The 21,053-nt window shown below is 68.1% G+C and carries 23 protein-coding genes and 1 other RNA gene; 11 read left to right on the plus strand and 13 right to left on the minus strand.

Annotated features, from left to right (window positions below; all coding sequences use genetic code 11):
* The first annotated feature begins 22 nt into the window (after window positions 1–22).
* On the plus strand, window positions 23–1,543 hold the full coding sequence (locus tag G6N32_RS16815; protein ID WP_115320558.1) for a CYTH and CHAD domain-containing protein: 1,521 nt from the start codon (window positions 23–25) through the stop codon (window positions 1,541–1,543).
* 9 nt (window positions 1,544–1,552) lie between these two features.
* Here G6N32_RS16815 and rnpB read toward each other — a convergent pair.
* Together rnpB and G6N32_RS16825 are read right to left on the minus strand one after the other, a co-directional pair.
* An RNA gene (gene rnpB, locus G6N32_RS16820) (RNase P RNA component class A) lies at window positions 1,553–1,968 on the minus strand.
* 19 nt (window positions 1,969–1,987) lie between these two features.
* Entirely contained in the window at window positions 1,988–2,608 is a 621-nt protein-coding gene (locus G6N32_RS16825) for an SAM-dependent methyltransferase (protein WP_115321314.1), read from the minus strand.
* A 47-nt stretch (window positions 2,609–2,655) separates the two neighbouring features.
* Between G6N32_RS16825 and G6N32_RS16830 the strand changes: the two genes are divergently transcribed.
* Window positions 2,656–3,225 (plus strand): type II toxin-antitoxin system RelB family anti-toxin, encoded by a 570-nt coding sequence (locus tag G6N32_RS16830; RefSeq protein ID WP_115320559.1) that lies wholly within the window; start codon window positions 2,656–2,658, stop codon window positions 3,223–3,225.
* A gap of 1 nt (window position 3,226) precedes the next feature.
* Here G6N32_RS16830 and G6N32_RS16835 read toward each other — a convergent pair whose 3' ends face one another.
* Genes G6N32_RS16835 through G6N32_RS16845 form a run of 3 tightly spaced genes read right to left on the minus strand, consistent with a single transcriptional unit; the run spans window position 3,227 to window position 6,191 of the window.
* Window positions 3,227–4,312 carry a bifunctional RNase H/acid phosphatase gene (locus G6N32_RS16835; RefSeq protein WP_115320560.1) on the minus strand — a complete coding sequence of 362 codons (1,086 nt, stop codon included), beginning with the start codon at window positions 4,310–4,312 and terminating at the stop codon, window positions 3,227–3,229.
* A gap of 2 nt (window positions 4,313–4,314) precedes the next feature.
* On the minus strand, window positions 4,315–5,046 hold the full coding sequence (locus G6N32_RS16840; protein WP_115320561.1) for a zinc ribbon domain-containing protein: 732 nt from the start codon (window positions 5,044–5,046) through the stop codon (window positions 4,315–4,317).
* Entirely contained in the window at window positions 5,043–6,191 is a 1,149-nt protein-coding gene (locus G6N32_RS16845) for a Nif3-like dinuclear metal center hexameric protein (RefSeq protein ID WP_115321316.1), read from the minus strand. Before G6N32_RS16845 ends, G6N32_RS16840 begins: the two co-directional genes overlap by 4 nt.
* Window positions 6,192–6,235: 44 nt before the next feature.
* On the opposite strand from G6N32_RS16845, the gene G6N32_RS16850 reads away from it, so the two are divergent.
* The 3 genes from G6N32_RS16850 to G6N32_RS16860 are packed head-to-tail and all read left to right on the plus strand — an operon-like array spanning window position 6,236 to window position 8,221.
* A complete protein-coding gene (locus G6N32_RS16850; RefSeq protein ID WP_163789306.1) occupies window positions 6,236–6,907 on the plus strand; it encodes an HAD-IA family hydrolase in 672 nt (223 codons plus the stop codon).
* Window positions 6,900–7,403, plus strand: coding sequence for a low molecular weight protein-tyrosine-phosphatase (locus G6N32_RS16855; RefSeq protein ID WP_115320563.1), 504 nt, complete (start codon window positions 6,900–6,902; stop codon window positions 7,401–7,403). Before G6N32_RS16850 ends, G6N32_RS16855 begins: the two co-directional genes overlap by 8 nt.
* On the plus strand, window positions 7,403–8,221 hold the full coding sequence (locus G6N32_RS16860) for an SURF1 family cytochrome oxidase biogenesis protein (protein ID WP_115320564.1): 819 nt from the start codon (window positions 7,403–7,405) through the stop codon (window positions 8,219–8,221). Before G6N32_RS16855 ends, G6N32_RS16860 begins: the two co-directional genes overlap by 1 nt.
* Here G6N32_RS16860 and G6N32_RS16865 read toward each other — a convergent pair.
* Window positions 8,175–9,137 (minus strand): cobalamin biosynthesis protein, encoded by a 963-nt coding sequence (locus G6N32_RS16865; RefSeq protein WP_115320565.1) that lies wholly within the window; start codon window positions 9,135–9,137, stop codon window positions 8,175–8,177. The two genes, G6N32_RS16860 and G6N32_RS16865, sit on opposite strands and share 47 nt — an antisense overlap.
* Window positions 9,138–9,182: 45 nt before the next feature.
* On the opposite strand from G6N32_RS16865, the gene G6N32_RS16870 reads away from it, so the two are divergent.
* Genes G6N32_RS16870 through G6N32_RS16880 form a run of 3 tightly spaced genes read left to right on the plus strand, consistent with a single transcriptional unit; the run spans window position 9,183 to window position 12,151 of the window.
* Window positions 9,183–9,998, plus strand: a complete 816-nt coding sequence (locus tag G6N32_RS16870) for an oxygenase MpaB family protein (RefSeq protein WP_197935739.1) — start codon at window positions 9,183–9,185, stop codon at window positions 9,996–9,998.
* A gap of 17 nt (window positions 9,999–10,015) precedes the next feature.
* Window positions 10,016–11,725 carry an amidohydrolase gene (locus tag G6N32_RS16875; protein ID WP_115320566.1) on the plus strand — a complete coding sequence of 570 codons (1,710 nt, stop codon included), beginning with the start codon at window positions 10,016–10,018 and terminating at the stop codon, window positions 11,723–11,725.
* Between the two features lie 24 nt (window positions 11,726–11,749).
* The gene (locus tag G6N32_RS16880) at window positions 11,750–12,151 is read left to right on the plus strand and encodes a VOC family protein (protein ID WP_115320567.1); all 402 of its coding nucleotides are present in this window, start codon (window positions 11,750–11,752) and stop codon (window positions 12,149–12,151) included.
* On the opposite strand, the gene G6N32_RS16885 is transcribed toward G6N32_RS16880, so the two are convergent.
* Both G6N32_RS16885 and G6N32_RS16890 read right to left on the minus strand, forming a co-directional pair.
* The gene (locus tag G6N32_RS16885) at window positions 12,142–12,399 is read right to left on the minus strand and encodes a hypothetical protein (RefSeq protein WP_147292042.1); all 258 of its coding nucleotides are present in this window, start codon (window positions 12,397–12,399) and stop codon (window positions 12,142–12,144) included. The two genes, G6N32_RS16880 and G6N32_RS16885, sit on opposite strands and share 10 nt — an antisense overlap.
* Window positions 12,400–12,539: 140 nt before the next feature.
* Window positions 12,540–13,979 (minus strand): glycoside hydrolase family 183 protein, encoded by a 1,440-nt coding sequence (locus G6N32_RS16890; RefSeq protein WP_115320569.1) that lies wholly within the window; start codon window positions 13,977–13,979, stop codon window positions 12,540–12,542.
* A 204-nt stretch (window positions 13,980–14,183) separates the two neighbouring features.
* Here G6N32_RS16890 and G6N32_RS16895 point away from each other — a divergent pair, with 204 nt between their 5' ends.
* Together G6N32_RS16895 and G6N32_RS16900 are read left to right on the plus strand one after the other, a co-directional pair.
* On the plus strand, window positions 14,184–14,420 hold the full coding sequence (locus G6N32_RS16895; protein ID WP_147292043.1) for a hypothetical protein: 237 nt from the start codon (window positions 14,184–14,186) through the stop codon (window positions 14,418–14,420).
* Between the two features lie 89 nt (window positions 14,421–14,509).
* The gene (locus G6N32_RS16900) at window positions 14,510–15,955 is read left to right on the plus strand and encodes an aldehyde dehydrogenase (protein ID WP_115320571.1); all 1,446 of its coding nucleotides are present in this window, start codon (window positions 14,510–14,512) and stop codon (window positions 15,953–15,955) included.
* Here G6N32_RS16900 and G6N32_RS16905 read toward each other — a convergent pair.
* Window positions 15,943–16,923: an NAD(P)H-dependent flavin oxidoreductase gene (locus G6N32_RS16905; RefSeq protein WP_115320572.1), complete on the minus strand. Its 981-nt coding sequence runs from the start codon at window positions 16,921–16,923 to the stop codon at window positions 15,943–15,945. The two genes, G6N32_RS16900 and G6N32_RS16905, sit on opposite strands and share 13 nt — an antisense overlap.
* A 12-nt stretch (window positions 16,924–16,935) precedes the next feature.
* Entirely contained in the window at window positions 16,936–18,156 is a 1,221-nt protein-coding gene (locus G6N32_RS16910) for a CynX/NimT family MFS transporter (protein WP_115320573.1), read from the minus strand.
* A 46-nt stretch (window positions 18,157–18,202) separates the two neighbouring features.
* Between G6N32_RS16910 and G6N32_RS16915 the strand changes: the two genes are divergently transcribed.
* Window positions 18,203–18,883: a FadR/GntR family transcriptional regulator gene (locus G6N32_RS16915; RefSeq protein ID WP_115320574.1), complete on the plus strand. Its 681-nt coding sequence runs from the start codon at window positions 18,203–18,205 to the stop codon at window positions 18,881–18,883.
* On the opposite strand, the gene G6N32_RS16920 is transcribed toward G6N32_RS16915, so the two are convergent.
* The 3 genes from G6N32_RS16920 to G6N32_RS16930 form a co-directional block, all read right to left on the minus strand.
* Complete coding sequence (locus tag G6N32_RS16920; RefSeq protein WP_115320575.1) at window positions 18,880–19,479, minus strand: hypothetical protein; 600 nt, start codon at window positions 19,477–19,479, stop codon at window positions 18,880–18,882. The two genes, G6N32_RS16915 and G6N32_RS16920, sit on opposite strands and share 4 nt — an antisense overlap.
* Window positions 19,480–19,546: 67 nt before the next feature.
* The gene (locus G6N32_RS16925) at window positions 19,547–19,927 is read right to left on the minus strand and encodes a VOC family protein (RefSeq protein ID WP_115321320.1); all 381 of its coding nucleotides are present in this window, start codon (window positions 19,925–19,927) and stop codon (window positions 19,547–19,549) included.
* A 76-nt stretch (window positions 19,928–20,003) separates the two neighbouring features.
* Entirely contained in the window at window positions 20,004–20,963 is a 960-nt protein-coding gene (locus G6N32_RS16930) for a GlxA family transcriptional regulator (RefSeq protein WP_115320576.1), read from the minus strand.
* Window positions 20,964–21,053 lie beyond the last annotated feature (90 nt).

Raw genomic sequence — 21,053 nt, forward strand, 5'->3', positions numbered from 1 at the left:
TGGATGTGACACCCTAGGCGGTATGGGTTCGGGTACTGCGGGAAAGAATCGCCATGTCGAGGTGGAGCGCAAGTTCGATGTCCCGGACGGGGCCACGCTGCCGTCGTTCGACGGGATCTCGGCGGTGGCTCGCGTGGAGCGGCAGCCCGCGCAATCGCTCGACGCGGTGTATTTCGACACCCCGGATCGCGACCTCAACGCTCATCGGATCACGCTGCGCCGCCGTACCGGCGGCCCCGACGCGGGCTGGCACCTGAAGCTGCCCGCCGGGCCGGACGCGCGAACCGAGGTGCACGCGCCGCTGGACAGCTCCCCCGAGGGCGGCGACGCGGTGCCCACGGATCTGCTGGACATCGTGCTCGCCATCGTGCGGGACCGCCCGCTGGCCCCGGTGGCCCGAATCTCGACGACCCGCAACGTGGTGATGCTCTACGACGGGGACGGCGCGGCGCTGGCCGAGTTCTGCGACGACGAGGTGAGCGCGTGGGCGCTCGGAAGCGGCGGCGAGACCGGGCAGGAACAGCGCTGGCACGAGTGGGAGCTGGAGCTGGCCGACGGTGAGGTCGACGGCGGGCGTGACCTGCTGAAGCGGCTGGGTAATCGGCTGCTCGACGCTGGCGCGGTCCCGGCCGGCCACGGATCGAAGCTGGCGAAGGTGCTGGAGACGGCGGGTTCGGCAGCCGAGGTACCCGACGACAACGAGGCGTCCCGGGATCCGGTGCACCAGGCGGTTGCCGAGCAGGTCGGCGAGCTGTTGGTGTGGGACCGCGCGGTGCGGGCCGACACCTACGACTCGGTCCATCAGATGCGGGTGACCAGCCGCAAAATCCGCAGCTTGCTGCAGGCTTCGGAGGACGCCTTCGGATTGAGCGATGACGCCTGGATCCTCGACGAGTTGCGCCAGCTGGCCGGTGTGCTGGGCGTCGCCCGCGACGCCGAGGTGCTCGCCGAACGGTATGAGGCCGCGCTGGCGACGCTGCCTGCCGATCTGGTCCGCGGCCCGGTGTATGAGCGTCTGGTCTCCGGGGCTCAGCGCAGCTATCAGGCCGGGCTGCGGCGCTCGCTGAGCGCGATGCGCTCGACTCGGTACTTCCGGCTGCTCGACGCGCTCGAGGCACTGGTGGCCGCGCAGCCGCCGCATGCGGCGCCGGGCGAAGAGCCCAAGCCGGTCAGCATCGATTCGGCGTACAAGCGGGTGAACAAGGCGGCCAAGAACGCCGCGCAGGCCACCGAGGACCGCGACGAGGCGCTGCACCAAATTCGCAAGGGCGCCAAGCGACTCCGGTACGTCGCCGCGGCCACCGGCGAACCCAAGGTGTCGGACCGGGCCAAGACCATCCAGACCCTGCTCGGCGATCACCAGGACAGTGTGGTCAGCCGCACTCATCTGGCTCAGCAGTCGCTGGCGGCGCACGCCGCAGGCGAGGACACGTTCACCTATGGCCTGCTCTATCAGCAGGAGGACGACCTCGCGAACCGCTGCCGCGAACAGCTCGACGATGCGCTGAGCGCACTGCGTAAGACGTTCAAGAAATCGCACTGACGCGGTGGGCGAACGAGTTGGCCTGTAAGCCGGATTCTGTTCCGTCCCGCCCCGGCTGACCGGGGCGCGACGGTGGCGACCATCCATCTGGGCACACCGTCGCCGGGTACCTCGAGCGGCCTACCCGCAGGCTCGGGCGAGCAGCCCTCGATCGCCTGCGCAGCCGCACCAGGTGCGGCCTCTTGGCCTTGCTTCGGGTGGGGTTTACCAAGCCATCCCGGTCACCCGGAATGCTGGTGCGCTCTTACCGCACCGTTTCACCCTTACCGCCCTAGCCCAAATATCAGGCGTGGGCGGCGGTCTGTTTTCTGTGGCACTGTCCCGCGAGTCACCTCGGATTGCCGTTAGCAATCACCCTGCTCTGTGAAGTCCGGACTTTCCTCGACTCACGTTCCACGGTGAGCCGCGGCCGCCCGGCCAACTCGTTCGCCTGAACACGGTAGCTCATCTGCGGCGCAGCGCGATGATGTTGTCGTCGAGGACGCCGTGCTGACCGTCGGGGCCGACCACCTCGCGCTCGGCGGTCCCCACCCGGACCCGCTCCCACTGCGTGTCGTCGAGGGCCAGGCCGGCCAGCACCTCGTCGGGGGTCGGGAACTCGTGGTGTTGGATCTCCGCCGGCGCCCACGGCGGGGCGCCGCCGTGGTCGACGATCAGCAGCGTTCCGCCGGGCGCCACCGCCGCTGCCGCGCGACGCAGGATTGCCGGGCGGTCCATCTCCAGGGTGGTGTGGAAGAAGTGCGCCGACACCAGATCGAACGGTCCCTCGGGTAACGTCTGGGTCAGGTCGTGCTGCTGAAAGTCGATGCGGTCGGCCACTCCTCGTGTTGCCGCGTCTTCCGCCGCACGGGCCAGGGCTGTGGTGGACACGTCGACGGCGACGACATGCCAGCCGTGCTCGGCCAGCCACATCGCGTCGCCGCCCTCGCCACAGCCCAGATCCAGTGCGCGCGAACCGGTCAGCGGTTCGACCATTTCGGCGAGACGCGCATTCGGTTGCCCGCTCCAGATCCGGGGCTTCTCCGCATAGCGCGTCTCCCAGTGGGCGTGGTGATCAGCAGTCATGTCCATCAGCTTGCCGGTGCTCATCGAGAGTGGCAATGTCTTTTGCCATGCAGGCAAACAACGATGTCGATCTGCGGGTCCGCAGGCGGTTGCGGGAACTGCGCGGCCGGCTGGGTCTGACGCTCGAGGATGTCGCGTCCCGGGCCGGTATCGACGTCTCGACGCTGAGCCGGCTGGAATCGGGTAAACGCAGGCTGGCCCTCGACCACCTCCCCCGGCTGGCCGCGGCGCTGTCGGTCAGCGCCGACGAACTGCTCGGGGCACCCCCTGCCGTCGACCCCCGGGTGCGGGCGGCGTCGCACACCAGGCATCTGGTCACGTACTGGCCGCTGACCCGCCACGGCGGGGCGGGCGGACCGCAGGCCTTCAAGATCCGGATCAACCCGCGTCGGCGTACCCCGCCGGCGGAATTGCCCACTCATGAAGGGCAGGAATGGCTTTACGTGCTGTCCGGGCGCCTACAACTCATCCTTGGCGAGCAGCATTTCGTCATCGAGTCCGGTGAGGCCGTGGAGTTCAGCACCTGGACGCCGCATTGGTTCGGCGCCGTAGACGGTGCGGTGGAGGCCATCGTTCTGTTCGGACCGCACGGCGAACGCGTGCACATGCGGGATTAGCTCAGGCCAGATACGACGTCTGGTTCACCAGCCGCACCGAGGCGTTGCCGTCGGGATAGAACTCCGCGATGCTCAGCGACGCGAGATCCAGGTGCAGCCGATGCAGGATGCTCGGGCCGGCATTGAGCGCCAGCCGCAGCAGCGTCTTGATCGGCGTCACGTGCGAAACCACCAGGACAGTGGACCCGGGATGCTCGGCGATGATCCGGGTGCGCGCCCGCTGGATCCGTTCCTCGACATCGACGAAGCTCTCCCCGCCCGGCGGGCGCAGACCGGTGTCCCGCAGCCAACGGCCATGCAGGTCCGGGTCGCGCTCCCTGGCCTCGGCGAATGTCAGGCCTTCCCAGGCGCCGAAGTCCGTCTCGATCAGGTCATCGTCGACCGTCACCTGCAGGCCGAGCGCCGAAGCAGCGGCCGACGCGGTGTCGTAGGCGCGCTGCAACGGCGAACTGATCACCACGTCGACGCCGCCACCGGCCGCCAGGTAGCTCGCCGCGGCGTCGGCCTGACGCCGGCCGGTGTCGGTGAGTTCAGGGTTGCCGCGCCCGGAATACCTTCGCTGCCGGGAGAATTCGGTCTGGCCGTGGCGCAGCAGCAGCATGCGGGTCGGGGCGCCCTGGTTGCCGGTCCACGCTGCGGGCGGTACGGCCACGGCACCGGCCGGCGGGTCGGCCACGTTTGACTGCTGATCGCGGTCCATCGCCTCGTTGGCCAGCCGGTCGGCGTAGGAGTTTTCCTCGCGTGGAATCCATTGGTAGGTAACCGAATCGAACGTCGAGGCCAGTGCGCGCGCCTGCTGGTGCAGCTCGGCCATCGCGGCGTGCTTGACCTTCCAGCGCCCGGACATCTGCTCAACGACGAGCTTCGAATCCATCGATACGGCCACTTCATCGGCGCCGAGGCGGCGAGCCTCCTCCAGACCTGCGATCAGACCGCGGTATTCGGCGACATTGTTGGTGGTGGTGCCGATCGCCTGGCCGTGCTCGGCCAGCACGGTCTGATGGTCGGCCGACCACACGACGCAGCCGTAGCCTGCCGGTCCGGGGTTTCCCCGGGACCCGCCGTCGGCCTCGATGAGAACGCGCACGGCTACGCCCCGCCGATGCGCAGCAGGACCGCCTGACACTCAGGGCAGCGGATCACCTCGTCCTCCGGCGCGGCCGAAATCCTGGCCAGTTCACCGCGATCCAGCTCGATGCGGCAGGCCCCACAGCGGCGGCCCAGCAGGCGTGCGGCGCCGACACCCGATGTGGTCCGCTGCCGCTCGTAGAGCGTGGCCAGGCCGGGGTCGAGGCCGGCCACGATCGCGTCGCGCTGGGCCTGACGCTGGCCGCGCATCCGTTCGATATCCGACAGCGCTTCGTCGCGATTGTGTCCGGCGGTGGTCAGATTGGCCTGCAGCCCCCCGCCTTTCGCCTGCTCATCGGACTGCTCAGCGGCCAGCTGCTCACGGCGTTCCATCACCTCGAGCAGCGAATCCTCCAGGCTGGCCTGCCTGCGCTCCAACGTGTCGAGTTCGTGCTGGAGTTCCTCAAGCTGCTTGGGGTTGACGGTGCCGGAGTCGAGAAGTTTGCGGTCGCGGTCCTCACGCTGGCGCACACCGTCGATCTCGGACTCGAATCGGGCCACCTGGCCGTCGATGTCCTCGATCGCGATCGCCAGTGCCGCCAACCGGTCCGCGGACGCCCGCTGCTCACCCAGGGCGGTGTCGTACTCCTGTTGCTCTACCAGGTTGGCCGCCCGATGGGCCAGCCGCGCCAACTCGGCGTCCAGCTCGGCCAGCTCCAGAAGCGACCGTTGCTGTGCCAGTTCAGCTTTCACAAAATGCCTTTCGGTGGTTCGATGTTCCATGGATCGGTGCGCAGGTCGCAGACGTGGACCGGTAGCGCTTCCCCGAAATGGTCGTGCAGCACCGCGGCGGCCTGTGCGCACCACGGATACTCGCTGGCCCAGTGCGCGACGTCGACCAGCGCGACATCACTGCCACGGCGGTGTTCGTCGGCGGGATGGTGGCGCAGGTCGGCGGTGACGTAGGCGTCCACTCCGGCGGCGGCGGCCGCGCTCAGCAGTGAGTCGCCTGCGCCCCCGCACACCGCCACGCGGGACACCTGGACGTCCGGATCCCCTGCTGCCCGGACACCCCACGTCGTCTGTGGCAGCACCGCCCCGACCCGCGCGACGAAGTCGGCGAAGCGCAGCGGTTCGGCCAGCGTCCCGATCCGGCCGATACCCACCCCGCCCGGCAGGGCGGCCAGCGGCAGCACGTCGAACGCCGGTTCCTCGTACGGGTGGGACGCGCGAACAGCGGCAAGCACCCGGGATCGCAGCCGGGCCGGGGCAACCACCTCCACGCGGTCCTCGTCCACCCGCTCCAGGGACCCGATCGTTCCGATGGCAGGCGCGGCCCCGTCGAGCGGCAGGAACTGCCCGGCACCCGCCACGCTCCAGCTGCAGTGCGAATAGTCGCCGATGTGACCCGCGCCGGCGGCGAACACGGCCTCACGGACGGCGTTCGCGTCCGCGGTCGGGACGAAGATCACCCATTTGTCGATGTCGGGACCCGCACTGATCGGGTCGAGTACGCCGTCGACGGTCAGCCCCAGGACTTCGGCCAGCGCGTCGGACACTCCCGGATTGGCCGAATCGGCGTTGGTGTGCGCGGTGAACAGCGCGGCACCGGCCCGGATGAGCTGGTGGATCAGCCCGCCCTTGGGCGTGCTGGCCGCCACGGTGTCCACTCCACGCAGCAGCAACGGATGGTGCGCCAGCAACAATCCGCGCGGGCCGACCGTTGCCGCGACCTCGGCGGTGGCGTCCACGGCCACCGTCACCGAGTCGACGACATCGTCGGGATCCCCGCACACCAGCCCGACGGAGTCCCAGCTCTGCGCGAGACCGGGCGGGTAGGCGTCGTCGAGCACGGCGATGATCTCGGCCAGTTTGACGCCCGTCGCCGTGTGCTCCACCACGCCAAGAACAGTAGTGCGCAGCGATCGGCCACAATGGACCGGTGACGAGCACGGCTTCCGACACCCGCCCGCAGTTGGTGATCTTCGATCTCGACGGCACCCTCACCGACTCCGCTGAGGGCATTGTGGCGAGCTTCCGGCATGCGCTGGCCGCCGTGGGAGCCGAGGCACCCACGGGGGATCTGACCGGCCGGATCGTCGGCCCCCCGATGCATCAGACGCTGGTCGGACTCGGCCTCGGCGAGCGCGCCCACGAGGCGATCGCGGCGTACCGGGCCGATTACACCAGCCGGGGCTGGGCGATGAACAGCCTGTTCGACGGCATTCCGCAGCTGCTGGCCGACCTGCAGGCGGCCGGGGTGCGCCTCGCGGTGGCCACCTCCAAGGCCGAACCCACCGCGCAGCGCATCCTCGAGCACTTCGACTTGGCCGAGTACTTCGACGTGATCGCCGGCGCCAGCGTCGACGGGGTTCGCTCCAGCAAGGCCGACGTGCTTGCCCATGCGCTGGGTCAACTCCAGCCGCTGCCCGAGCGGGTGATCATGGTCGGCGACCGCGCCCACGACGTGGAAGGTGCCGCCGAGCACGGGATCGACACGGTCGTGGTGGGCTGGGGCTACGGCGCCGACGACTTCCGCGAACCGCAGCTGGCGCAGGCCGCGGCCGCTCATGTTCCGACCGTGACGGCGTTGCGTGAGGTGCTCGGTGTCTGATCAGGTCCCGCTCATCCACGTGACGTTCGTCTGCTCGGGCAACATCTGCCGCTCGCCGATGGCCGAGAAGATGTTCGCCCACCAGATCGAGCAGCGTGGCCTGGGCCACCTGGTCCGGGTGACCAGCGGCGGCACCGGCGACTGGCATGCCGGCGATCCCGCCGACGAACGCGCCAACACCGTCCTGCGCAAGCACGGCTATCCGACCGAGCACAGCGCGGCGCAGGTCAACGACGACCACCTGGCCGCCGATCTGGTCGTCGCGCTCGGGCGCAACCACCTGCGGATGCTGACCCACCTCGGGGTGGAGCCCGAGCGGGTGCGGCTGTTGCGCTCGTTCGACCCCCGCTCAGGTGCGCATGCCGACGACGTCGACGACCCGTACTACGGCGGCCCGACGGATTTCGAGGAGACGTTCAGCGTCATCGACGCGGCTATGCCGGGTCTGCACGCCTGGGTCGACCAGCAACTGGCCGCCGACGGTTTGACCGGCTGATGAAGCGCTGGACGTTCCTGCTGCGCCCGGGCTGGATTGCCCTGGCGCTGGTCGTCGTCGCGTTCGCCTACCTCTGCTTCACCGTGCTGGCCCCGTGGCAGCTGGGCAAGAACACCAAGACCTCGCGTGAGAACAATCAGATCGCCTCCTCGCTCAATGCCGAGCCGGTTCCGGTGACAACGTTTCTGCCGCACCAGGATTCGTCGGCACCAGAGGATCAGTGGCGGCGAGTCACCGCGACCGGGCGTTACATCCCGTCCGCCGAGGTGCTCGCCCGGCTGCGGGTGGTAGGCGGTGCGCCGGCGTTCGAGGTGCTGGTGCCGTTCATCGTCGACGGCGGTCCGACAGTTCTGGTCGATCGCGGGTATGTGCTCGCCGTCCAGGGCTCGAAAGTGCCCGACATCGCGCCGGTGCCGACCGGCACGGTGACTATCACGGCACGGCTGCGTGATTCGGAGACCGCGCCGCCCGACAAGCCGCCGTTCACTGAAGGCGGCTTCACCCAGCTCTACGCGATCGACACCAAGCTGGCCGGCGCGACCACCGGGGTGCCGGTGGCGGGCTCGTATCTGCAATTGGTGGAGAACCAGCCAGGTGGGCTCGGCATCGCCGAACTGCCGCACCTGGATGCCGGGCCGTTTCTGTCGTACGGCATCCAGTGGATCGCGTTCGGCATCGTCGCCCCGATCGGGCTGGGCTACTTCGCCTATTCGGAGATCAAGGCCCGCCGCAGGGAGAAGGCGGCCGGCGCGCAGAATCCGTCGGCGCCGGTCACCGTCGAGGACAAGCTCGCCGACCGGTACGGCCGGCGGCAGTGAGGCCGACCGCGAGCACCGCAGCGGCGAGCTGAACGAACCGGGACAAGCGCACCGAGCGACGCAGGTCCTCGATTCCCGGGACACGCCCCTCACCGAGCGTCGGGCGGATCTCCAGCTGGTGGTGATATTGGGTGGGGCCGCCGAGGCGCACGCCCAGCGCTCCGGCGAATGTCGCTTCCACCACGCCGGCGTTCGGGCTGGGGTGCCGGGCGGCATCGCGGCGCCACGCCCGCAGCGCCCCGGCCGGTGAACCGCCGACCAGTGGTGCGCACACCACCACCAGCACGCCGGCCACCCGCGCCGCCCCGAAGTTCGCGACGTCATCCAGACGCGCTGCCGCCCAACCGAATCGGGCATAACGGGGCGAGCGATGCCCGATCATCGCATCCAGCGTGTTGACGCCGCGGTACACCAGCACGCCCGGCACTCCCCCGACCGCCGCCCAGAGCAGCGGGGCGACGTGCGCGTCGGAGGTGTTCTCGGCCACCGACTCCAGAGCCGCCCGGGCCAGTCCGTCGATGTCGAGTGCCGACGGGTCGCGGCCGCAGAGTGAGGGCAGCAGCGCCCGGGCTCCGCCGATGTCGTCGGCGGCCAGCAGGTCGGCCAGCTTGTCGCCGGTGCGGCCCAGTGTCGTCCCGCCGAGTGACGCCCAGGTGGCAGCGGCGGTCACGGCCGCCAGCGCCGGGCCGCGGGTACCGCGCTGGACCAGCGTGCCCGCTACGGCCAGCCCGCCGAGCAGCACACCGGTGTGCACCGCGCCCGCCGCCCGGCTGTCGCGGTAGGTGAGCTTTTCGAGTGCGGCTGCACACCAACCGAACCCCGCCACCGGATGGCCGTGGACGGGGTCGCCGAAAGCCAGATCCGCCAGCTGAGCCGTCAGGATGCCGACACCGCGGTACCGTCTGCGCGCAAACACCCCGGCACTCTCTCACACGTGATGTACTGCGTGGATGAGGCCGCGATGACGCGACCCCCGACGCGGGTCTCGGACTTGCTCAACCCGGCCGCGGTGCTGGCGCCCGCCGCCAACGTCATCATGCAGCTGGCCCACCCCGCCGTCGGCTATGGCGTCCTGGAGAGCCCGGTGGACAGTGGCAACGTCTACCAGCATCCGATCAAGCGGGCCCGCACCACGGGCACCTATCTCGCGGCGGCCACCATCGGCACCGACGCCGACCGCGCGCTGATCCGCTCGGCGGTGGACACCGCGCACGCCAAGGTCCGTTCCACTGCATCGAGCCCGGTGTCCTACCGCGCGTTCGACCCCAAACTCCAGCTCTGGGTGGCGGCCTGCCTGTACCGCTACTACGTCGACCAGCACGAGTTCCTCTACGGCCCGCTCGACGATGCCGCCGCCGACGCGGTGTACGCCGACGCCAGCAGGCTCGGCACCACGCTGCAGGTGCGTGAGGGCATGTGGCCGGCCGACCGTGCTGCCTTCGACGAGTACTGGAAGCGGTCACTGGACGATCTGTCCATCGACCCGCCGGTCCGCGAACATCTGAAAGGCGTTGCGGGAATGGCATTCATGCCGTTCCCCATCCGGGAGACCCTCGGCCGGTTCAACCTGTTCGCCACCGTCGGCTTCCTGCCACCCGAATTCCGGACGATGATGCGGCTGCCGTGGAGCGCCGGACAGCAGCGCCGCTTCGAGTGGCTGCTCGCCGCGCTGCGCCTCGCCGACCGGTTGATCCCGCACCAGGCCTGGATTCTCGGCTATCAGCTGTATCTCTGGGACATGCGAGCCAGGGCGCGCCGGGGACAGCGGATCGTCTGATACCAGCAAGGGGTCACATGTCCAGCAAAATCCTCACCGCCGCAACGGTCATCACGATGGATCCCGAGCAGCCGCGCGCGGAGGCCGTCGCCGTCACCGACGGGATGATCGCGGCGGTCGGATCGTTGGCGCAGTGCCAGGCAGCATGCCCGGACGCCGACGTGATCGACACCGGTGCGGCCGCGCTGCTACCGGGATTCGTTGAACCGCACAGTCACCCGGTGATGAGCGGTATCGCCACCCAGCCGCCGGCCCGCTCGATCGCACCGTGGGACGCACCGACCTGGCAGCATGTCGAGAAGGTCTTCGCCGATGCGCTCGCCACCACCGACCCGGCCACTCCGCTGTTGTTCGCCGGCTTCGACGCACTGCTGCACAAGCGTCCCTCCCCGAAAGCTCCCGAACTCGACCGGATCTTCGGCGAGCGGCTCGCGGTGGTCACCGACAATTCCGGCCACGGCGCATATTTCAACACCGCGGTGATGAAGCAGCGGGGCTGGGATGTCACTCCACCGGCCGACCCGGTCGGCGCCCACTTCGGCCGAAATCCCGACGGCAGCCTCGACGGTCAAGGGTTCGAGACGGCTGCGCTGCTCGCGATCGCCGGGCCGATCCTGGCTGCGCTGGGCAACCCGCTGGTCAGTGCGGCCGAGTACTACGCCTGGATGTCACGCGGCGGATACACCTCGACATCCGACATGACTTACGACCCGAAATTCAAGGGCGCCTACAAAACGCTGGCCGCGGCCCCGTCCTGCCCGCTTCGGGTGAGCATGTGGGAGATGTCGACCACCGAAACCTACAACAATGCCGAAACATTCAGCGCCACTGAGCAATTCCTGGTCAAGCAGGGCGTCAAGCTCTGGACCGACGGCTCCCCCTGGATCGGTAACATCGCGATCTCGTTTCCCTATCTGAGCACTGAGGTGACCAGGACCGCAGGCATCGACCCGGCGGTGGCCGGCGGTCCGCAGTCGATGAACTACTCCCGTGAGCAGCTCGATGCCGTGCTGGACGTCGCGGCTCCCAGCGGCTGGCAGATGGCCTTCCACGCCAACGGTGATCTCGCCATCGACTTGGCGCTGGATGCTTACGAGGGCGCATTACAGCGCCACAAGCTGCAAGGTAGCGACCATCGTTGGCGCCTGGAGCATCTCGGGGCGGGCACCCGTACGCAGTTCGACCGGGCCGCACGCCTCGGCGTGCACGTCTCAATGGCGCCGTTCCAGTACTACTACTGGGGTGATCTGCTGGACGGACAGATCTTCGATCACGAGCACGGCAGCACGTGGGGGGCCTTCGCCGACGCGGTGGCCTCCGGCGCGGTGGTCTCACTGCACAACGACGGATCGGTGTCACCGCCGACCCCGGTGCTGAATATCCAGACAGCGGTGACCCGGCGCACCCGGGCCGGCAGCGTTCACGGCGCCGAACAATGCATCAGTCTCGACCACGCCCTGCGCGCACACACCATCAACGCCGCCCGGACTCTGCACCGCGACACCCTCATCGGCTCGCTCGAGGTGGGTAAGCTCGCCGATTTCGTGGAACTGGCCGCCGATCCCTACGCGGTGGATCCCGCCGAACTGGCGGACAAGGCCACGGTGAGCGGCACCTGGCTGAGCGGCGAGCGTATCGACCTGGGCGCGTTCGTCGGCGCGATCAGCGGCACGGACCCGAAGCCGCATGAACATTTGATGGACCATCCCCGTCATAGCTGTTGTTAGGCCCACGATCAGAAGGGTTGTCCCATGCCATTTCCCACTCTTGCCCACGTCGCGGTCACGGTGCGCGACCTGTCCGTGAGCGTGCCCTGGTACCGAGCGCTCATCGGCTCGGAGCCGGTACTCGACGAGGACACCGACGCCGGCTTCCACCATGCGGTGTTCCTGCTGGACAACGGAACCCTGTTCGGGGTGCACCAACACACCACTGCGCCGTCAGATCAGCCGTTCAGCGAGTACAACGTCGGCCTGGATCATGTCGGTTTCGGCTGCGCGGAGCGTGCCGACCTCGAACGCTGGCAAGCCCGTCTCGACGAGCTGGGCATCAGCCACGGCGGAATCGTGGACGCGCACTACGGTTCCGGGTTGAGCTTTCGCGATCCCGACGGCATAACGCTGGAATTCTTTGCGCCGCCAGCTCAGGGCTGAACGGGAGTCATCGGGATCCGCCCCGGCCCGGCGGTGCCGACCGGAGCGATCGGCAACTCCAGCCCCACCCGACCTGAATCAGCGGCACCAACCGGAGCGATCGGCAACTCCGCACCAACGTGCCCCGACTCGGCGGATGCGTGGCCGGTCGACGCGTGACCGGTAGCCGCACTGGCCGGGCCGGCGACGCCGATGCAGCCCGCGATCACCGCGGCGCCCACGGCGGTAACCAAGGCAAACCTGTTCATCGACTGACCCCTTTGCGCTCGTCGAAGTCCCCGCTGGACCTCCCTTACGCAACTATCGGCCGTCGTCACCGCGCTGTCTGTCCGCCGAGCGGCCCCATGAACGGATCATTCCGCTGTCCTCCGATCAGCGGACTTCGGCGCTATGCAGACACCGGCGTCGTCAGAGTCGTCTTCATCAGCAGCACGTTGTAGCTGCCCCAGACCGACATGTTCCAGTAGATGTCCTGGCCGGTGGACCACGGGTCCATCATCGGGGCGTAGAGCCCCGGATACTGCGCCGAGGTCACCAGCGTGGTGGGCGCCGACCAGGTGCCCTGCGGTGTGTCGGCGGTACGGATGATCACGCTGCCGACGCTGCTCGAGTACATCGCCACGTACTTGTTCAGATAGGTGTTGTACTGCACCGACAGCTCGCTGACATGCCCGCTGGGGCCGCCCACTCCGAAGACGCCGGCCACCCAGCTGCCGAAGAACAGGCCCAGCTGGCCGAGGATTCCACCGGCGTACTGGTTACTCCGGGTGGCGGGCAGGGTGGGCACCGCCGCACCGGGCTTGCCCGTCACCCAGTCGGCGCCGTTCCAGTACTGGTATTTCGTCAGATCGAGGATATCGGCCTCACTGACCCGGGACAGATAGGCCGAGCCGAGCCGCCCCGACGGGGTGCCGTAGGAGAACACGTAGCCCGCGTCCGGCGAATCCGCGGGCGGCTTCACGAAGGCGCCCTGCTGAAAGTTCTGATTTCCGTGGACGAATGGGGTGGACGAACGCAGCCAGCTCGCGGCCCGGACGGTCTGCGGCGCCACCGTCCAGTTCTGACCGTTGTCGTCGGAGTAGGCGATCGCTGAGTAGTTGGTGGTCCAGGCGCCCCCGAAATCCCATGACCGCACCGACATGAAGTTGACGTATTGCCGTGCGCCGTACTGGTTGTCGTACGGCACCGAGATGGCGGCGGTCGGAATGACCGTCACCTGTGAGCCGAACGGCCCCAGATTGCGGGCGCTGCCGGCGATCACCTGCTTGGACATCCCCGGCGATGCCAGCGGCGACCCGGCGAACGGGTCGGTGGTCGAACCGGGCGCGAAGACACGGTTGATCGGATCGGTGGTGCGCAGCAGCACGTTGGAGCGCCAGTTGCCGGTCATGTTCGGGCCGCTGAAGGTGTCGCCGAAGATCATCAGCACCTGACGCCTGTCGCCGGCCATGCCGTTGTCCCACATGATGCCGACATCGGTGCCGTAGATGCCGAACCTGCCCGGAGTGGCGGTGTTGGGTCCGGTCACCCAGCCGACTTTGGTCGTGACCGGTGGTGTGGTGACGGCGGCAGCGCTCGTACGTGTCGTGACCACCCGAGATTGCTTGGCCGGCAGCGTCTTTGACGGCCGGGACACTGCGGCGACTTTGGGTTTGGTTCGTTGCGCATGGCCGACTGTCGAGCGGGTGGCCGACGACGAGTGCGTGGCCGACGACCCGGACTGCGCCGAGTCGGCCGAGGCGACGCCACAGCCCGCCGTGATGGCGGCGCCGACACCGAACGCCACGGCGAAGCCGCCGATTCCCCCGATATACGCCGCTGTACGCATGGTTCCCCCTGTCGTTGCCCGTCCAGTATTTGCCGGTCGGGCGCCGAATGGGGGGATATCCCCCGATCGGTGGATCCACAATTCGTCTCGGTCACCATCCGCTCGGCGGACAGACGAGCGATGTGGCCGAGCGCACTATTCGTGTCGAGCCTCGCTCAATCGGAGCGGACCACACCCCACAGAACTGACAACTCGGAGGACACGATGACTGCACAGATCTCGAAGCGTGCCACAGGACTTCTCGCCAGTGCCGTCGCCGCCGGCGCGCTGGCCCTCGGCCTGAGCTTCGCCCCCACCGCGAGCGCAGCCGACGGCTGCGGAATCGGCTACCACCTGGACGGCCCCAACTGCGTCCTGAACGTGCCCGGCCCCAACGCGCACTTCATCAGCCCCAACTGCTGGATCAACGTCAACAACGACGAACGCTGCTACGCGCCGTAACCCCGGAAGGGATAATTCCGACGCCCGATCGGGCTCATTGCGGCACAAGGCCACACCAACGCCTCGCGGCGGTCAATACCTTGTGCCGCATGAGCACCCACCACAACAGATTCCTGATCGGGGGCCGGTGGACCACACCGAGCTCGAGCGAAGAGATCGTTGTGATCTCCCCCAACGACGAACGACGGCTGGGCGCCGTCGCCGCCGGCGTCGAAGCAGATATCGACGCGGCGGTCGGCGCCGCCCGGGCCGCGTTCGACGCCGGCGACGGGTGGCCGAACTGGCCCGCAGACAAACGGGCCGCGGCGATGGAATCCCTAGCCGATGCCCTCGATCGGCGCAGCAAACAGCTCGCCCAGGCCGTCAGCGCCCAGAACGGCATGCCGATTGCGATCGCCGGCCGGCTCGAGGCGGTCTTCCCCTCGGTACTGCTGCGGTACTACGCACAACTGGGCGCCGAGCAATCCGACACCGAACGCCCTGGCCTGCTGGGCGGTTCGACGACCATCACCCGGACACCGGTCGGTGTCGCCGCCGCGATCGTGCCGTGGAATTTCCCGCAGGTGCTGAGCGCGTTCAAATACGCGCCGGGTCTTGCGGCGGGCTGCACATTCGTCATCAAGCCCGCACCGGAGACGGTATTCGACGCCGGCCTGTTCGCCGAGGCCGTCGCCGAGTCCGACATCCCGCCCGGCGTGATCAACGTGGTGCCCGGCGGCAGCCGAACCGGCGCCTACCTGGTTTCCCATCCCGGTGTCGACAAGGTGGCGTTCACCGGCTCGACGCACGTCGGCCGTCAGATCGCGCGGACCTGCGGCGAGCTGTTGCGTCCGGTCACACTGGAACTCGGCGGAAAGTCGGCGGCCATCATCCTCGACGACGCCGACCTCGATCTGGGTGTGGTCGGCGAAAAGCTCTTCGCCGCAACATTGCTCAACAATGGCCAGACCTGCTTCATCGGGACCCGGATACTCGCACCCCGAAGCCGGTACACCGAAGTCGTCGACACCGTCACGGCACTGGCCGCGTCGTTGACCGTCGGTGATTCATTGGATCCGGCCACCCAAATCGGTCCACTGGTCAGCGCGCGCCAGCGTGACCGTGTCGAGTCCGCGATCGCCGCCGCCACACCCCGCGGGGTGCGCTTGACCACGGGCGGCACCCGACCGCCGGGGCGCGATACCGGGTGGTTTGTCGCACCAACGGTTTTCGCCGACGTCGACAACGACGACGTGATCGCCCGGGAGGAGATCTTCGGTCCGGTTCTGACGATCATCGGCTACGACGACGATGACGACGCGGTGCGGATCGCGAATGCCAACGCCTACGGCCTCGGCGGGTCGGTGTGGACCACCGATCCGGATCGTGGGCTGGCCGTGGCGCGACGTGTGCGGTCGGGAACGGTGGGAGTCAACCACTACCTGCCCGATCCGACAGCACCATTCGGCGGCGTCAAGGCCAGTGGGCTCGGGCGGGAATTGGGGCCCGAAGGCCTCGCCGCCTACCAGGAGATCAAGTCGATTTACCGCGGCTGAGCCGCGGTGTGAGAGTCCGGCGTGGTCCAACGCGACAGCAACTCGGCCGCTTCGCCACTCAGCCGGGCGATCACTTCGGCGGCAGTCTGGACCGCGGTCAGCGCCCCGACGCCCTGTCCCGCGTTGATCGGCGAGCGGGTGAAGTCCTCGGCGGCGATGGCCTTGGCCAGCTCAGCGGCGGCGTCAGCATCGAGGGACTCCTCGTGACCATCCCACCGGTCGCTGAAGTCGTTGCGCAACACGCGTTCTGGAAGCGACGGCGGCCACGAATAGCCCAGCGCGATGTCGAAGACACGGGTGGTCACGGTGTCGGTTCCGTTGGCTGCCAACAGCTGGGCGCGCGTCGCGTCGGATAGCAGCGATTCGGTGCATGCCGTGAAGGCGGTCCCCAGCCAGGCCGCCGACGCACCTGCGGCCAACACCGCGGCCAACCCGCGGCCGGACGAGATCCCACCGGCCGCCAGCACCGCAACCGTGAGGTGGTCGAGAAGTTCGGTGAGCAACGGCAACGTGCCGATGAGCGGCCGCCCATGCCCGCCGCCCTCGTTACCGCGGGCGATCACCACATCGACGCCGGCGTCGACGGCACGCTGCGCGGTGGGCAGGTCGGGCACCTGGGTCGCGGCGAGCACACCTGCCTCATGCGCACGGCTCACCCACTCCCACCGGTCGCCGAAGCTGATACACAGCAGCGAGGGGCGGGCGGCCAGCGCGGTATCGAGCAGGTCCGCCTCGCGGTCCACCACCCAATCCACCAAGCCAATACCGAAGGGCCGGTTGAGATTCGATACATGCGAAAGTTCAACGGCGAGCTTCTCGGCGGTCGCCGAGCTTCCCATCCCGATCATGCCGAGACCGCCGGCTGTGGACACCGCGGCCGCCAGAGCGCCACCGGCGGCACCGCCCATCGGAGCGTTGACGATCGGCAGGTCGACTCCGATCGCGCGGGACCAGTCCGTCGACAGCACTGCGCATCTCCTCTACACGTAGCGGTTACGGCCGGCCAGCACGCCCATGACCATCTGAACCACGTACACACCGAGCACCATGATCCACGGCACCGTCCACCCACCGCTGAGATCGTGAAGTGTGCCGAACAGGAACGGGCCGATACCGGCCAGCAGATATCCGAAGCCCTGCGCCATGGACGACAGCGCGACGGTGTCCTCTGGGGTACGCGCACGCAATCCAATCACGGTCAGCGCCAACGAGAACACGCTCATGCCGATGCCGATCAGCACGCTCCACAGCAGCGGACTGAAGTCAGGAGCGAACAACATGCCGATTACACCGGCGAATCCACACGCCCCGAGCCCGGCGATCCAGCCGCTCTGGTGGGTGGCTCGCGCCGCCATCGGCGCGAGGACCAGGCTGATCGGCACGGCGATCACCGAGAGCAGCCCGACGAGCAGACCCGCCGAGGACTTGCTCACCCCACTGTCGATGAACACTTCGGGCAGCCAGCCCATCATGATGTAGGCCAGCAGCGATTGCGTTCCGAAGAACAGCGTCACCGTCCATGCCAAGGGGTTTCGGATGAGTGACCGGCGGCCGCCGAACTCGGTGGAGCCGGCGGGATTGTCGACCCGGCGCGCGGCGACCAACCACACCACCAACGCCACCACGGCCAGCACGGCCCACGCGCCCAATGCGGGGCGCCATCCGCCGGAGATGTTCTCCAGAGGTGGAGTGACGGCGGACCCCAGCGCGCCGCCGCCCTGCAGAGCTGCGGTGTAGATGCCTGTCATCAGTCCGAGCCGGGCGGGGAACGACTGCTTGATCACCACCGGGATCAGGACGTTGATGACCGCGATGCCCGCGGTCGCGATCAGCGTTCCGCCGATGACCACGTACGGCCCGTCGAGAACGCGGACCAGCAGCCCGATGATCAGCGTGGCCAGGGCCAGGCTGATGGACCGGCCGAGGCCGAACCATCGGGACAGCGCCGCGGACGCCAATCCCGCTCCGGCGAAGCACAATCCGGGCAGCGTGGTCAGCACGCCCGCCCACACCGCGGACGCCCCGAGGGCGCGCTGCATGTCGCCGAGCACCGGCCCGACGCTGGTCACCGCGGGACGCAGGTTCAGCGCGACGAGGACGACCGCGACGATCAGGACCGCGCCGCCTGCGACCCGCCCGGCGGGGCTCAGTTCGCACGCGCCGTCCAGTTCGAGGCTCAGGTCGTGCTCGTAGCGGCTCACCGCGCTATCGTGTCATACATCCCATGATCGGATGAAAAGGTTTGTGATGCCGCTAGCCGCCGCACGCCCCGCCGGGCTGGTCGACCATGCCATCGACCAGCTGCGGCAATCGATCACCACGGGCGAGTGGCCGGTCGGAACACGTATCCCCACCGAGCCGAACTTGGCAACGGCGCTCGGCGTCGGGCGCAATACCGTGCGCGAAGCAGTCCGTGCGCTGGCCCACAGCGGCATCCTCGAAGTCCGTCGGGGCGACGGGACCTACGTTCGGGCCACCAGCGAGATCTGCGGCGCCCTGAGCCGGATGTGCGGGTCGAGACTGCGAGAGGTGCTGCAGGTGCGCCGGTGCCTCGAGGTCGAGGGGGCGCGACTGGCCGCCACTGCCCGCACCGACGACGACCTCACCGAGCTTCGGGAGTTGCTCGCCCGGCGTGACGCTCTGCACGGCGGCGCCGATCGGGCCGAGTTCTCCCGGGCCGACGCGCAGTTGCATTTCGCGGTCGTGCGCGCATCGCACAACTCGGTGCTCATCGAGTTGTACCGCGGGTTGACCGAAGCGGTCGCCGACAGTGTTGCCATCACGAGCACGATGGACCCGCATGTCGGCCACACCGCACTGATCGAGGCCATCGCCGAGCGGGACACCGATCGGGCCGTGGCCGAAGCCGGCCAGTTCCTCGACGAACTCATCGGTGAGCTTCCGGCCCACGGCATTTCGGACCGCTAGAGACCGCTCTTGATGGCGGCAGCCTGCTTTTGACCCAGCTGGGTGACGAATTCCGGGGGCGGGAACAACTCGGCGGGCGCGTCGAAGTCGATCGTGACGAAAGCTCTGCCTTCGGTGAAGAGCAGCACCGTCTTCCCCCTGGACTTGTCCGGAGTATTGCCTTCGACTTTCGTGCCTCCGGTGCCGACGTCGACGGGTTTGGGTGTCCCGTTCACCGAGTTGCCGAGTGCGTTCTTGGCTGACTCAAGGGCATTGGTCGCGGCGGCGGGATCCGCGAAGACCAGGACGGTGTCGGTGATGACCCGGGAATTCTCCGGACCGCTGAACGTGATCGCTGCTCCGGGTCGGCCATCCGGGTTCGAAACGGGCGGCGTGGCGGTGAACGTCATCGGCGCCTCGATGTCGGTGGGCTTGATCAAGAGTTTTGTGTAATCGACCGGCTGTCCCGGATTCGGCGCCGCGGCGCTACTTGTCACCGACGCCGACGAGCCTGCTGTGTGCGTCGGTGAACTCGAGTTGCCGCTACAGCCGGCTGACAACGCCACCAGCGCCACGACTGCGCCGGCGCCGGCCGCAGTCTTTGGAGCGATCCACATGTGTCCGTTCTCCTTTCCCGACCGCAACGCTATACGTACGAACTGCGGTGTCCCTGGGGGCACACATCTAGTCGTCGTAGTAGCGGGCCTCGATGACGTTGCCGTCCGGGTCGGGGAAGTACATGCCTTCCGGGCCCCAGCCGCGGGCGCCGAACGTCGGCGCCAGCCGGTCGCCGGTGTCGATGCCTTCGGCCTGAAGGCGGTCGATGAGGGCGTCGTATTCCGCCTTGGTCATCGCCAGGCAGACGTGGTTGACGCGGTGTTGGGCACCGCCGTTGTCCGGCGACAGGTCGATGATCGAGTCGGTCGAGACCCGCACACTCGGGAATGGAGCATCGCCGGCGCGGAACTCGTCGAAGCGAATCGGCTCCAATCCGACCACACGCGTGTAGAAGTCCATCGCGATCGCAGGATCCTTGGTCCAGAGAACGACATGGTCGAGCCGCATGGTGCGGATGCTACGGAAATTCTTGGTGGGCGCGGACAGTATCGAACCGCCGACCGCTGTCTCGACGGTCACGCTGTCATAGATGTTGGCGGTAATTGTTGCGGTAGGTCTGAGGCGGGACTCCGACGCTGCGAACGAAGTGGTAGCGAAGCGACGCCTGGGTCGCGAACCCGGACTGCTCGGCGATCCTGTCCATCGCCAGGTGGGTGGACTCCAGTAATCGGCGTGCCCGCTCGATGCGCATCTGCAGCAGAAGCTGCGTCGGTGTCGTACCAAGACGCGCTCGGAAGTGACGGTTGAGGCTGCGCACGCTGATCGACGCGTGCCGGGCGATGCTACCCAGGTCCAGTGGCTGATCCGCGTTCTCCTCCATCCACTCGACGATCCCCTGCAGTGAATCATCTTCGGGCCGAGTCGATTCGATGTAGGGCGCCTGGCCACCTTCGCGCCAACTCGGCAAGACCAGACGGCGCGCGGTTCGATCTGCCAGATCGGGCCCAGCCTCCTGCCTGATGAGGTGCAGACACAAATCGAGGCCCGCGGCCACACCCGCTGAGGTCAACATTTGTCCGTCGTCGATGAATATCGCGGCGGGATCGACCTTGACGGCGGGATACCGCCGCCTCAGCGAGTCGGCCCACTGCCAGTGGGTGGTGACCGTCCTTCCGTCCAGCAACCCAGTGGCGGCCAGAATGAAGGCTCCAACACAAATGGACCCGATGCGCGCCCCGGCGGCGTAGGCCGCGCGCAAGACAGCGATCACGTCCGGTTGAGGTGGTACCAGGAAGTCCTGCTTCCCGGGAACTATCACGACGTCCGCCGCCACGACCTCGTCAAGCCCGAACGGCGTACGGATCTCGACGGCACCCCACTCCAGGGTGGTAGTGGTGGCTCGGTTGGCGGCACAGACGCGCACGTCGTAACGCGCCTCGTGGCCAGTCTCCGCCAACGACGCGTTGGCCATTCCAAAGACCTGCCCGGGGACCATCAGTTCGAAGCCCAACACCTGGTCGCACCCCAACACACCAACGATCATGGCCAGATCTTAGCGATACCTGTCTATCTGGCCACTAGTGCGCGCGTTCTCGCCGCCGCACAGTTGACGGATACCGCTCGTTCGACGAAG

Source organism: Mycolicibacterium aichiense (genome assembly GCF_010726245.1).
In the GTDB taxonomy this organism is placed as follows: Bacteria; Actinomycetota; Actinomycetes; order Mycobacteriales; family Mycobacteriaceae; genus Mycobacterium; species Mycobacterium aichiense.